The 14,219-nt window shown below is 48.9% G+C and carries 9 protein-coding genes; all 9 read left to right on the top strand.

The features are described 5' to 3' along the window. Positions 1 to 262: 262 nt before the first annotated feature. The 9 genes from rlmD to MUB35_RS07445 all read left to right on the top strand — a co-directional run bounded on the left by rlmD (position 263) and on the right by MUB35_RS07445 (position 14,213). Positions 263 to 1,426, top strand: a complete 1,164-nt coding sequence (gene rlmD / locus MUB35_RS07485) for a 23S rRNA (uracil(1939)-C(5))-methyltransferase RlmD (protein ID WP_103732446.1) — start codon at positions 263 to 265, stop codon at positions 1,424 to 1,426. Positions 1,427 to 1,658: 232 nt separating this feature from the next. Beyond that, the gene (locus tag MUB35_RS07480) at positions 1,659 to 2,450 is read left to right on the top strand and encodes an HAD family hydrolase (RefSeq protein WP_103732445.1); all 792 of its coding nucleotides are present in this window, start codon (positions 1,659 to 1,661) and stop codon (positions 2,448 to 2,450) included. Positions 2,451 to 2,736: 286 nt separating this feature from the next. Continuing rightward, on the top strand, positions 2,737 to 4,761 hold the full coding sequence (locus tag MUB35_RS07475) for a methyl-accepting chemotaxis protein (protein ID WP_244805974.1): 2,025 nt from the start codon (positions 2,737 to 2,739) through the stop codon (positions 4,759 to 4,761). Positions 4,762 to 4,883: 122 nt separating this feature from the next. After that, complete coding sequence (locus tag MUB35_RS07470; RefSeq protein WP_244805973.1) at positions 4,884 to 7,295, top strand: ATP-binding protein; 2,412 nt, start codon at positions 4,884 to 4,886, stop codon at positions 7,293 to 7,295. Between the two features lie 121 nt (positions 7,296 to 7,416). Next, positions 7,417 to 8,295, top strand: coding sequence for an AraC family transcriptional regulator (locus MUB35_RS07465; protein ID WP_103732837.1), 879 nt, complete (start codon positions 7,417 to 7,419; stop codon positions 8,293 to 8,295). 100 nt (positions 8,296 to 8,395) lie between these two features. Next, on the top strand, positions 8,396 to 8,932 hold the full coding sequence (locus tag MUB35_RS07460) for a V4R domain-containing protein (protein ID WP_244805972.1): 537 nt from the start codon (positions 8,396 to 8,398) through the stop codon (positions 8,930 to 8,932). A 12-nt stretch (positions 8,933 to 8,944) separates the two neighbouring features. Further along, the gene (locus tag MUB35_RS07455; protein WP_103731764.1) at positions 8,945 to 10,189 is read left to right on the top strand and encodes a GGDEF domain-containing protein; all 1,245 of its coding nucleotides are present in this window, start codon (positions 8,945 to 8,947) and stop codon (positions 10,187 to 10,189) included. A gap of 32 nt (positions 10,190 to 10,221) precedes the next feature. Next, the gene (locus MUB35_RS07450; RefSeq protein ID WP_244805971.1) at positions 10,222 to 11,364 is read left to right on the top strand and encodes an aldo/keto reductase; all 1,143 of its coding nucleotides are present in this window, start codon (positions 10,222 to 10,224) and stop codon (positions 11,362 to 11,364) included. 29 nt (positions 11,365 to 11,393) lie between these two features. Next, on the top strand, positions 11,394 to 14,213 hold the full coding sequence (locus MUB35_RS07445) for an ATP-binding protein (RefSeq protein ID WP_244805970.1): 2,820 nt from the start codon (positions 11,394 to 11,396) through the stop codon (positions 14,211 to 14,213). Positions 14,214 to 14,219 lie beyond the last annotated feature (6 nt).

Genomic DNA, 14,219 nt, shown 5'->3' with positions numbered 1-14,219 from the left:
CAAGGTACTCCTGTGAAACCTTTGCACGGAATTCTACTGTATGTGGTGATTTGGACATAAAAATACCTCCTAAGTAGCTTTTGGTTATTTCCATTGTCTACTTAAGAGGTATCATATCACGGTGATACGGAGGAATCTGCCGTTGTTTTATTATCTTTTCTTTCTTATAGACGCGGGCGGGTTTAACGGATATAATAGATGAAAAGCAGTGGGGAAGAGAGCTGCCGGGTTAAAAAAGAGCGAAAAAGAAAGGTTGTTATATATGGAAAACAAACTGGAATCAAAAAAATGTCCTGTGGTAAAAAAATGCGGAGGGTGCGGCTGCAGAGGCATTTCCTATAAAGAAGAGACTGATATCAAGGAAAAGAAGGTGAGGAAGCTTTTAAAGGGAATCTGTAAAGTAGAGCCGATCATAGGTATGGAGAATCCCTATCATTACAGGAACAAGATACATGCCTCCTTTGCCCGCCTCCGGGACGGCAGTATAGTTTCCGGAAAGTATGCGGAGGGGACGCACAGAGTGGTGCCTGTGGATGACTGCCTGATTGAGGATGAAAAGGCAGATGCCATTGTGAGAGATATCAGGGGACTTTTAAAATCTTTTAAGATCAAGATTTATAATGAGGACAGCGGATTCGGGCTTCTGCGGCATGTTATGGTGCGCAGGGGATTCAGAAGCGGGGAGATCATGGTGGTTCTGGTATTGGCTTCTCCTATTTTCCCATCAAAGAATAATTTTGTAAAGGCCCTTAGAAAGCTCCATCCCGAGATCACGACCGTGATCCTCAATGTAAATGACAAGAGGACCAGCATGGTGCTTGGGGAGCGGAATATCACCATTTACGGGAAGGGCTATATTGAGGACGAGCTGTGCGGATGTATTTTCCGCATTTCTCCTTCCTCCTTTTACCAGGTAAACCCCGTGCAGACGGAAAAATTATATGGAAAAGCCGTGGAATTTGCCGGGCTTACAGGGAAAGAGCGCGTGATCGACGCATACTGCGGCATCGGAACCATTGGCCTCATTGCGTCGAAACACGCAAAAGAAGTGATCGGCGTGGAGTTAAATAAGGACGCAGTGCGCGACGCGGGCATCAATGCAAAGAGAAACGGCAGCAAAAATTTCCGGGCATTTCAGGGGGACGCCGGCGCATTCATGGTGCAGATGGCCGAAGCGGGAGAACAGGCAGATGTAGTTTTCATGGACCCTCCAAGGGCAGGCAGTGATGAGGCTTTCCTCTCATCCGTCGTGAAGCTGGGACCGAAAAAGGTAGTATACATTTCCTGCAATCCGGAGACGCTGGCAAGGGACCTGAGATATTTGGTTAAGAAAGGGTATGAAGCGGTGAGGGCGGTACCGTATGATATGTTTGCTTGGACGGAGCATGTGGAAACTGTTTGCCTTCTCACGCCAAAAGCTTATTAATATAAAGGCTGCCTACATCCATAGATAGATGAGGGTTCTAGGAAGCAAACACTGAAAATGAAGATTCTGTGAATGCAGCAGTGTTTCAATTTTAAATTTACACCGTGAAGCATTATGGAATAGGATTTTTAATAAGCAGTATATTACCGAAAAACATGAACAGATCCTGAAACCAGCGTTGGATATGGATTTTTCTGTGTAGCAGCAAATATCTATATAAAGAGCAAACACTATGTACAAATTAATCATTCTGGACTTGGACGGCACCCTTCTCCATACGGACAAATCCATCTCCCCATACACCCTTCATATCCTGGAAAAATGCAAAGCCCGGGGTATCCTGATCGGCATCGCTACTGCCCGTGGGGAGACGAACGCCAAGAATTTTATTTCAAGAGTAAATCCCGACATCATTATTTCCAGCGGCGGAGCTTTGATTAGCTGCAGAGGGAAGTTCGTTTACGCGGCGGCCTTTTCTCCTGAGGAGACAAAAAGGATTATAGACACTGTCGGAATTCTTACAAACGGACAGAGTGAAATTACCGTTGATACGAGAACAAGTCATTACTGGAATTATAAAACAGACCCACACGAGATATATCCTGACTGGGGGGAAGTGATCTATACGGATTATAAAGATTTTCACGGAGAGGCCCTTAAAATTTGTGTGGAAACCACTGACCGAAAAACAGCCGAGAAAATTGCCGAGAGTATCGGAGATTGTGATTTTGCCAGATTTTCAGACGGTGACTGGTATAAGTTCACAAAGGCCAGCGCCACCAAGGCGAATGCACTGCGTAAGGTTTCCGGGATGCGGCACCTCACACTGGATGAAATCATATCTTTTGGAGATGACTACGCAGATATGGGAATGCTTCAAATATGCGGCAGGGGAGTTGCCATGGGCAATGCCATTGAGGAAGTAAAACAGGCCGCCGATGCCATAACGGACAGCAACGATAACGACGGAGCAGCCAAATATCTGGAAAAATATATACTGGAAAAAAATGAACTACCTATCTAAAAACTGCACTGACAGCCACATTGCATTATTTTTTGCAAATGCAGTGCATCAGATACAGGGTAGCGGAAGGCAATTGTTTGAGCTTGCAGCAAATGATAATTTTACCCGCCGCATACCGGTAAACCATGGAGAAAAACACCCCTGTTCTGCAGACAACAGGGGTATGATTTTCTTTTCCTTTTCTCCGGCATATGGTATAATATTTTTTATGTAAGATAAAAAATTTGAGTGGAATTGGGCTGCTGTCTGTCTGGACAGGCCAATGCCATGACAGCGGGGGTAAAGAATGTCAAAGATTTTGAACAGGGAAAGAAAAAAGTCCATATCCACAAGAATAACCGGGAGTCTGCTGATCGTCCTGGTTCCGTCACTGGTCATATTGATCGGCATTTCCTGTATCATGGCGGCAAGTACCATTTCAGATCTGAATGATGATCTTCTGGAGGTACAGACGGATTACGCAGTTTCCATTGTAGATGATTTTTTCAGCAGTAAGGTGACAGCAGTCAGTATGTTTGAGGAGAGTGATGACCTCCAGTCTTATTTTAAAGCTGTGCATAGAGCTGAGGATATTGACAGTTATAAGGAAAAGGATGTGGTCTTAAAAGAACTGTCCGGCGCGTTGGAACGGATGGCCGGGGAAATGGTTCTGCAGGTATGGATCGCAGATGAAAAGACAGACAGCTATCTGCTGGCTGACGGGAATGTGGTGGATGCGAATCTGGCAGATGTGGTCTGGCGCCAGCCGTTGCTTGAAGGGAAGAAGACCGTGGTGTCTGAGCCCTACCTGGACCCGGCCACAGGAGAATCCATAGTTTCCGTGGTGTCCCCTGTTTTTTCTGAGGACAATACAGACGTTTTGGGATTTTTCGGGTTTGACCTTTATGTAAGCAGCCTGTCAAAGCTTCTCTCGGAGATAAAAGTGGGTGAACACGGATATCTGGAGGTGTTGTCCAACAGCTCAGATTACATATACAGTGATGATTCCACGGCAATGGGGAAAAATGTCAGGGAACTGGACATAACAAATGAATATAAAGAAAAAGTGGAAGACAATTACAGCGGTGTCTTCAATTTTGACTACAGAGATACTGCCTATACCTCCATGTTTAAAAACTGTGAGACAACCGGATGGCTGGCAATTGCCACGCTGCCCCTGTCAGAAGTGAATGCCACACGCAATCATCTGATCGCGGTACTCGCTGTTCTGTCAGTTGTTGTACTTGGACTTCTCACTGCGATCGTCATGGTGATCACCCGCAGGATAATGAAACCACTTGCGGAAATCAGCAGCGGTATGCAGGAATTTTCCAGAGGCAATCTGGAAGTGAACATCAAGGAGTATGGAAATGATGAGATCGGGCGTCTGGGAGCCAGTATTCGCTCTTCAGTCAGCACTTTGAAAGAGATGATACATGATATTTCCCATATTTTGAGTGAAATCTCAAAGGGGAATCTGGACCTGACGGTGAAAGATAATTATATCGGTGATTTCCGGTTCATCCGGGAGGCACTGGAACAGATCATAGAGTCACTGAATTTGACTCTGGGCCAGATCAATGTTTCCGCGGAACAGGTATCCTGCGGTTCCGAACAGGTATCAGAGGGTGCGCAGTCCCTTGCCCAGGGGGCATCGGAGCAGGCCGGAGCTGTGGAGGAGCTGGCGGAGAGTATTGGAGAGATATCCGGACAGGTGGCGGCAAACGCGGACAGCGTCGCTGATGCCAACAGCAGAGTAGCCGAAGTGGGCAGGGAGGCGGCCAGGAGTGACAGCCGTATGCAGGAAATGCTGGCCGCAATGCAGGAACTCAGAGAGAGTTCGCGCGAAATAGGCAATATAGTGAAGACCATTGAGGATATCGCGTTCCAGACGAACATACTGGCATTAAACGCTGCCGTGGAGGCAGCCAGGGCCGGGGAGAGCGGCAGAGGGTTTGCCGTGGTCGCAGGTGAGGTGAGAAACCTTGCAACCAAGAGCGCGGAGGCATCCAGAAACACTACAGCACTGATCGAGAGCTCACTCAGGGCAGTGGAAAATGGCGCTGCGCTTGCGGAGGAAACGGCGAAGACATTAAGACGTGTGACGGAAGGGGTCAGCGGGGTGGCTGAGACCATCAACAGGATTTCCGAGGCATCGGATGAACAGGCCCGCTCTGCAGAGCAGGTGGCGCAGGGAATTGAGCAGATTTCCAGTGTGGTTCAGGTGAATTCCGGCACAGCGGAGGAAAGCGCAGCTGCCAGTGAGGAGCTTTCCGCACAGGCACAGCTTTTAAAAGAGCTGATTGGAAAATTTCGGTTGAAAAACAGATAAATAAAAACGGAGCCGGGAGGCATTACGATACTTACCAGGTTCGTAAATGCCTCTCTTTTTTCTTATTGCAGCAGGTAGGCAGCTAATCATGTGTTACATAACCGGAAGGAGGAGGGAAATGCATGTCCATGGATAATTTGATGAATCTGCTGGATTCTTTGCGTGAAACAAGCATTTATGTCATAGAGGAGAAGAGTCACCGGCTTTTATATGTTAACCGGCGGTGCAGGGAGACAGGCCGCGGCAGGGCTGTGCAGGGGGCAAAATGCCATGAGATCTGGCCTGAGTTATGTGCTAATTGTCCTGTGGAAGCTATGGGAGACAGCGGTTCCAGCCATACGGTGTGTCATGATCCGCTGCTGAAGACCACAGTTGATGTGACGGCGGACCGGATAAACTGGGATGGCCGTATTCCGGCTGTGGTGGTCACATCCTCCCCTCACCGCCCGAGCTTTGAGGAAAAGCAGTGGATTCAGAATATTGAGCAGATGTACGCCCAGAGCCTGGTGACCATTTTCGATGAATGTATCATAGCGAATCTGACCGGGGATTATTATATGAATTGTCAGAAAGATGCCATGTGGACGGATATACCGGAGCAGGGCAATTTCGAAGCGGAAAATCAGAAGTATTCCCAAAAGGTACTGCACCCGGATGACCTGGAGCTTTTCAATGAGAACTTTTCCAGGGAGGCCATGCTACGTCTGTTCGGTGAAGGGAAAAAGCAGATTTCCAGGCGTATGCGCCGTCTTACCGCGGACGGCACTTATCATATGGTGGAATTTACGGCAGCCAGGGTGGATGAACTGGGGGAAAAGGAGTGCTGGTGTATTCTGGTATTCCGTGATATACAGGACGAATTTCTGCAGGAACAGCAGCGCAATCTGGAAATCACACAGCTTGCCACAGCGGCAGGGTTTGCATATCAGATGCTCATATCCATTAACCTGACGAAGAAGACTTATCACATGCTGGAATATGAGCGCTATCCTGTTGTCCGCCCCGGGACGGAGGGGAATTTTGATGACTTGATTGAAGCCGAGCTTGCCACTGTCCACCCGGATCACCGGGAGGAATTTCGTGAGAAGTTTTCCTATTTTTCCCTGGTCCATGCGTTTTCCAGAGGAGAGCGGATTGTCTCCATGGAGGTGCCACATCAGGGGGAAGACGGAAAGTATCACTGGTATTTTACACAGGTAGTGCGTGTGGACAGTCCCTACTCCGATGATCTGATCGAGATCACGCTTTCACGAAATATTGACGGAGAGCGCAGGGCGCAGCAGGAAACGCTGGAGAAGGAGAGGCGCGCAAAGCAGCTTTTGGAGGATGCACTGAGAAAAGCGGAGAAAGCCAGCCAGGCAAAAAGTGATTTTTTGTCCAGAATGAGCCATGATATCCGTACGCCGCTGAACGCTATTGTGGGAATGACAGAACTGGCGCAGCTTCATTTGGAAGAAACAGAAAAATTAAAGGATTATTTCACGAAGATTCAAAGCTCCGGCGCCCATCTGCTCGGATTGATCAATGAGATCCTGGATGTCAGCAAGATAGAGAGCGGCACGGTTGAGATCGAGGAGAGGGAATTTGACCTGGACAGTCTGGTAAAAGAGGTTTCAGAGATGGTGCGCATGTCCCTTGAAAAGAAGAAGCAGATATTCTCAGCTTCGGTGGAGGAAGGCACACATACCCAGGTGCTGGGTGATGCCAGAAGGCTGAAACAGGTGCTGGTGAATATTCTGGAAAATGCATCAAAATATACGGACCGAGGAGGACAGATCTCTCTTCTTGTCCGGGAGACACAGAAGGAGGAACAGGGAGCCGGAACATACCAGTTCCTGATCGAGGATAATGGCATCGGTATGAAGCCTGAGTATCTGGAACATATATTCGAGCCTTTCAGCAGAGCGGAGGACAGCCGGACCAGCAAGGTTACGGGTACCGGACTGGGCATGACGATCGTGAAGAACCTGGTTTCCATGATGGATGGGACCATTGATGTGGAGAGTGTATATGGAAAAGGTTCCAGATTCCTGGTCACACTGTGTATGACAAAATGTTACGGCACCGTCACGGTTCCTGTGGAGGGACAGATGGAGGATATCTCCGTGTTTTCTGCTCTGCGAGCGCTGCTTGTGGAGGACAATGAGCTGAACCGACAGATCGCTGTGGAGATGCTGGAACTTCTGGGTGTACAGGTGGAGGCTGCGAAGGACGGACAGCAGGCAGTGGAAGCTGTCTGCAGCCATCCACCTCTTTACTATGATATTGTCTTCATGGATATACAGATGCCGGTGAAAAACGGATATGAGGCTGCCCGGGAGATCCGGAATTCCGGCATGGAACGGATTATCGAGCTTCCCATTCTCGCCATGACAGCGGACGCCTTTGCGGAAGATATCAAAAGCGCACGGCTGGCAGGCATGAATGGCCATCTGGCAAAACCGATTTCCATGGAACAGTTAAAGAAAGCTCTGGCAAACTGTTTTATATGGAAAAAGAAGAATCAGTGGGGAGATACGGAGGAAACCAATTGATCCGGAAACAAGGTTTTCAACAACAGGTATACGAAAGACACGGCGGTCCGGACAGCAGAAAGCATAAAATGACAGGACGGAATCTCCTGGATGTATTAGAGTATAGACAGGAGGTGGAAGCATGGAATGGACGGAATGTCTGAAAGGGGCAGTAAAGTTTATAGAAGCCCATCTGCTTGAGGAGATAGAGGTTAAGGACGTGGCAGCTGCTGTATATATGTCCCCTTTTTATTTCCAGAAGGGGTTCAGCATTATGACAGGCTATTCAGTCGGTGAATATATCCGGCAGAGACGCCTGTATCTGGCAGCGCTGGATGTGCTGGCCGGACAGGAAAAGGTGATAGATCTGGCATACAAATACGGCTACAGTACGCCGGAGAGCTTTACCAAAGCATTCAGCAGATTTCACGGAGTGCCGCCTATGCAGCTCAAGGGCAGTGCCGGGAAAATGAAGGTGTTTCTTCCTCTGAAAATCACAGTGACCATACAAGGAGGAGACAACATGGATTACACGGTTGAAAAGATGGAACGCATGCAGGTCATCGGCCTGGAGTGCGCAGTGCGTTATGACAGTTCCTATCAGGAAATTCCGAAGCTGTGGGATATATTCAGCAGGGATTACTGCTCATCCGGCAGAGAAGAAAGTGCAGCCAGCCGGACAGTAGAGCGATGCGGCATCGGGGAATTCGGTATCTGCATGGAGACAGAGGACAAGGGCAGCGAATTTAAGTATCTGATAGCCGGCAGATATGACGGCGGGGAAATCCCGGAGGGGATGAAAGTGCTGGAGATCCCTGCTATGGAGTGGGCAAAGTTCTGCTGTACCGGTCCTCTCCCGGGAGCACTGCAGACGATCAATACAAAAATATTCCACGAATGGCTTCCCGGCAACCCGGATTATGAGATCGCGGCGGGAATCAATCTGGAATGGTATTCCATGGGAGACTGCAGTTCCCAGGATTATGAAAGCGCAATCTGGATACCGGTCAGGAAAAAATAAATAATGCAGTCATTACATGATTTTTCGGAATTATGGGATGACTGCATTATTTTGTGTTATAATAAAAGGAATAATGACTGATACCGGAAGAGGATGGAAAATGGGAGATAATATTTTTCTGAAAAACAGTAAAAAACCGGAGTTATCCGATTATATGAACTTTAATGTACAGGGCCGGGGGAATCTGGGCGATGACATACCGCTGGCTGTATACCGGCTGATGGAATTTTCACTCCGCGAGCAGCTGATGGAGCAGCTTGGCAGTGAGGAGCAGATACAGATATTCAGAAAAGCAGGGTACCGTGCCGGGGTGTATTTTGCAGAAAATATGCTGGACACTTCTCTGTCTTTGAATGAGTTTATAGCAGGGCTTCAAAGACGCATGGAGGAATTGAAAATAGGGGTGCTTCGTGTGGAGAAGCTGGACAAGGAGACAGGAAAGATCGTGCTCACAGTCTCAGAGGACGCGGATTGCTCCGGGCTGCCGCTTCTGGGGGAGACCGTGTGCAATTATGATGAGGGATTTATCTCAGGAATCCTGTCTGCCTATATGGGAAAAGAGTATTCGGCTGTGGAGATTGACTGCTGGGCTACCGGGGACAGAGTGTGCAGGTTCAGTGCCGGTCCAAAAGAATGATGAGGTGCGGGCATGGAAAAGGATAACTGTGAAATGCTTTTTGAATATTTGAAAAGCATACTTTACGATTCACCCATTCGGCCTCTGCATGTGGAGGAGCTGGATGCCCCGTACCGAAAACTGGGACTTGGGCTTCAGTATCTGCAGAAGGCCGTGGAGGAGATGCAGGCATATACAAAAGACCTGTCCCAGGGAAACCTGTCAGGGGAATTCCCGGCCAGGGATAATTTTCTGTGTGCCAATCTGAAGAATCTGCATGCCAATCTTAACCATCTGACATGGCAGGCAAAGGAGGTGGCGGCGGGTGATTATTCCCAGCATGTCTCCTACCTGGGAGAGTTCTCAGAAGCCTTCAATACCATGACTGCCCAGCTGAAGGAACGGGAGGCGCTGTTGAAGGAAGAGACTGCCAGAGTGCAGAAGCGCGCGGAAGTCATAGAGGGGTACAATGAACTGCTGGTGGAACTGACCACAAAAAGGAATGAGTGGATACTGGTGGTGGACGCAAACAGCAGGGATATTGTATACTGCAATAAGAGAAAAGATGAAAAGAAGATAGATCCGGAATTCTGCCATATCTGCCAGCACAGGCTGTCCTTCAGAAATAAGATCCTGAACTGGCAGGAAAGCGGTCAGTACAAGGTCTGGGAGATGGGAGATGAGGAGCAGGGTTTCTACCGCATCACTACATTTCTCATAGAGTGGCAGGGAAGAAATGCCTATGCCCACATTGTGGTGGATATCACGGATGACAAGAAGGCAGCCGACAAGCTGACGAGCAAGGCCTACTGTGATCCGGGAACGGGAATACAGAACCGGCTGTTTTTTGTGGAATATATGGAAAAGGTGCTGGAGGAAAAGCGGGATATTGTCCTGTGCTATATGGATTTGGACGGACTGAAATATGTCAATGACAGATTTGGCCACAGCGAGGGGGACGCCTATATCCACAGTTTTGTGGAAGCAGTCCAGAAATCTTTCAGAAGTATGGATGTCTTTGTACGGATCGGTGGGGATGAGTTCTGTATCGTCATGTCAGAAGGCGAGAAAAGGGCGGCGGAAAAAAGGCTGGCTGATCTGCTTAAGGATTTTGTCAAGACGAATACCAGACCATATCCGGTGAGCTTCAGCTACGGTGTGGTGGAGATAGAGGGGAAGAAAAACAGCCTTGGCCTAAAAGAGATTGTCACCATGGCAGATGCCAGAATGTATGAATGCAAGAAAATAAATAAAGAACAATATCACAGGAACATATAAGGTTCCGACAGATATGGAAAGGTGTAGAAAAGATGAGATACAGAGCGCTTGGAAAGACAGGGCTGAAGGTCAGCGAGATCGGACTGGGGGCAGAGTGGCTGGAGCGCCACAGCGCCCGGGAGGTTAGTGAGGTGATTTTACACTGTGAGGAAGCGGGAATCAATATTCTGGACTGCTGGATGTCAGAGCCGAATGTAAGGTCAAATATCGGGGCAGCCATCAAAGGCAGAAGAGAGCGTTGGATCATCCAGGGACATCTGGGGTCCACCTGGCAGGGCGGACAGTATGTAAAAACACGTGACATAGAACAGGCAGCCGCCGCCTTTGATGATCTGCTGAAGCGTCTGGGAACGGATTACATAGATTTGGGCATGATTCATTTTGTGGATGAGGAGGAGGAATTCCACCGCATCATGGAGGGGGAATTCTATGCGTATGCCGGGGAATTGAAGGAGAAGGGAACGATCCGGCACATCGGAATGAGCACCCACAATCCTGCGGTTGCAAAGATGGCAGCTGAGAGCGGAAGGATCGAGATGATTCTGTTCAGCATTAATCCTGCCTTTGACATGCTTCCTGCCAGTGAGGATATAACGGAATATTTTAAGGAAGACTATGAGGAAGAGCTGGGAGGTATTGCGCCTGAACGGGCAGAGCTGTACAAAATCTGTGAGAAAAACGGTGTGGGGATCACGGTTATGAAGGGATATGCCGGGGGACGGTTGTTTTCTGCTGAGACTTCCCCATTCAAAACTGCGCTGACGCCGGTACAGTGTCTGCACTATGCCCTGACGCGTCCTGCAGTTGCCAGTGTGCTGGCAGGATATGACACACCGGAACATGTGGATCAGGCTGTGGCCTATGAAACTGCCTCCGAGGAGGAGAAAGACTATGCCACAGTTCTCGCCAATGCCCCGGCCCATGCCTATTACGGGCAGTGTACCTACTGCGGACATTGTGCGCCATGTCCCTCAGGGATCGACATTGCAATGGTCAATAAACTGTATGACCTGGCAGTGATGCAGCCTGAGGTACCGGCATCTTTAAAAGCCCACTATGACGGGCTGTCCGCAAACGGCGGGGACTGCGTGGAATGTAAAAACTGTGAAGATAACTGTCCCTTTGGCGTAGTCATTACGGAAAAAATGAAAAAGGCGGAAATACTTTTCAGATAAAGTCTGCCGGGTTAAAAGGAGTTTCTGATATGAGAGAAAGATCACAGGTGCCGGGTAAAGGCGTCAGTGTGCCGGTAATGCTGGCTCTGTTATTTTTGGTGTTTCTTCTGCCATGCGATACGGTTTGGGCGGGGGAAGATACGGAGAAGAGGGTTCTGAAGGTGGCATTTCCGGAGGTGGATGGGTTCACCGAGACAGATACGGACGGAACACGCCACGGAATTGTGGTAGACTATCTGAATGAAATTGCAAAATATACCGGATGGAAATATGAATATATCAATGTGACCGGCGAAGAAATGATAGATAATTTCATGGCCGGTGAATATGATCTGATGGGGGGCACCTACTATCTGGAAGGGATGGAGGAGTACTTTTCCTATCCGGATTATAATGCCGGTTACGGTAAGTCTCTGATCCTGGCACGCAGGAATGACAGCAGCATCAGAACATATGACTGGAAGAGCATGAACGGCAAGACCATCGGCGTATATGAAAATGCCAGGGAAAATATCCGCAGGCTGAAACAGTTCATAGAGAGCAATGCCATTGACTGTACCATCAAATATTATAACAAGGACCAGCTCTTTAACGGAAATCTGTATCCCTATCTGGAGAGCGGGGAGATTGATATGCTGCTGGGCAATATTGCGGATGATACGGAGGTTTTCCGTCCGGTCGCCACGTTTGACTCCCAGCCCCATTACATTGTGACCACACCGGACAATCAGGATGTGCTGGAAGGATTGAATATGGCGCTGGAAAAAATAGCGGACTCCAATCCGAATTTTGCGGAGGAGTGTTACCAGGCAAACTTTCCTGACAGCGGTACAGCCAGTATATATATCAATGATGAGGAGAGAGCCTATATTGAGCAGAAGAAAACGGTCTCCATCGCGGTAGTGGAGAACTGGCATCCTCTTTTCTGCATTGAATATGCGGAGGGACTGCACAACGGTCTGATCCCGGATGTACTTGAGGAGGTTAAGAAGTTTACCGGTCTAGAATTTACCTATGTATATGCCGAGTCCTATGCGGATGCCCTGAAGCTGGTGCAGGAGGGAAAAGCCGACATGATGGGGGCTTTTTTGGGAAACGAGGAGCAGGGGGCAGAGATGAATCTGGCCCTGACGCAGACCTACGGTACCCTGAATGATATTATAGCCAGGAACAAATCCGTCAGCTTTCCCTCTGAGGGACTGGTGGGCGCCGTGGTGGAGGGGCTGCAGATGCCCGCAGGTATAAAGACGGAAGAGGTGCTTTATTACCCCAACGCGGCGGATGCTCTGTCCGCTGTAAACCGCGGGGAGGCAGATTTTTTCTATGGCCTGTCAGCCAACATGGAGGAGGAGATCCAGAGGCATCATTATACGAAGGTGGTGCCGAACACCCTGGTCAACAATGCAAATGATATCGTGTTTGCCATGAAGAGCCCTGCAGAGACTGATCTGCTGACGGTTATGAATAAGGCCATCAACAGTATGAGCAGTGAGGAGAAGGATACCCTGGTGAATCAGAATATGATATCTGTGGGGATGAGTTCACTGACCGCAGTGGATCTGCTGTATGCCAATCCGATCCTGTTTATCACTGTGATCGCGGGTGTATTTCTGCTGGTCGTATTTCTTGTCCTTATGGCCGCCCGTTCCCGTGTGCGCTCTGCAAAGATGCAGGCCAGCCTGGAGAAGGCGGAGGCGGAAAACAAAGCAAAAGGTGAATTTCTCTCCAGAATGAGCCATGAGATCCGTACGCCTATGAATGCGATTGTGGGACTGAGTGACCTGACCTGTATGCTGAAGGATGTGCCGGAGGATGTGAGCAGCAATCTGATAAAGATAAGGGAATCCTCCCATTATCTGCTGAGGCTGATCAGTGATATACTGGATATGAGCAGAATTGACAGCGGAATGATGACAATTACTTCCGAACCGTTTTCTGCTGTGCGGCTTGTGGATGAAGTACAGAATATCATGGCATCAGAGGCCCGCAAATACGATCTGGAATTTGAGATACACAAAAAGATCAAAGACGATATCCTGGCAGGGGATGCCGTGCGTTTGAAGCAGGTACTCATGAATCTGATCTCCAATGCCTTTAAATTTACTCCGGCCGGAGGTCTTGTACAGCTCTACGCAGAGCAGACCGGAAACAGAGATGGAAAGGCAGTATATGAGTTCCGTGTGGCTGATAACGGAACAGGGATATCAAAGGAGAACCAGCAGCGCATTTTTGAAGCCTTTGAACAGGCGGGGACCAGTTCTGCCAAGAGTCAGGGAAACGGGCTGGGGCTTGCTATCAGCAGGACTATTGTAAAGCTTATGGGGGGAGAACTGAAGCTGAAAAGCGAGCCGGGACAGGGCAGTGAGTTTTATTTTACCATAGAAATGCCTGTGGGAAATGCGGAGGATATACAGGAGGAAACCTCTGAGGAAAGAGAAGGTCCGTGCCTTTTGGATTATCACATTCTTCTGGCTGAGGACAATGACCTGAATGCGGAGATAGCCCAGGAACTGCTGAAGATGCAGGGCGCCGTTATACAGCGCGCCAGAAACGGAAAAGAAGCAGTGGAAATGTTTGAAAAAAGCAGGCCAAAAGAGATTCGGGCAGTTCTCATGGATATCCAGATGCCGGTTATGAACGGGCTTGAGGCGGCCCGTGCCATAAGAAAACTGGGAAGGGAGGACGCAGTGTCCATTCCCATTATCGCCATGACAGCCAACTCCTTTAAGGAGGATGTGGATGCGGCGGCAGCGGCAGGCATGGATGGTTTTGTGACAAAACCGGTGGATGCGGAATATCTGTATCAGGTCCTGCAGAAAGCGGCAGCGTCAAATAAAGATTCCCTTTGAATAGAG

Origin of the sequence: Blautia sp. NSJ-175, from assembly GCF_022867815.1 — a bacterium.
GTDB lineage: Bacteria > Bacillota > Clostridia > Lachnospirales > Lachnospiraceae > Blautia > Blautia celeris.
Note: the sequence above shows the minus strand (reverse complement) of the source record. Positions and strands in the feature narration are given on the sequence as shown.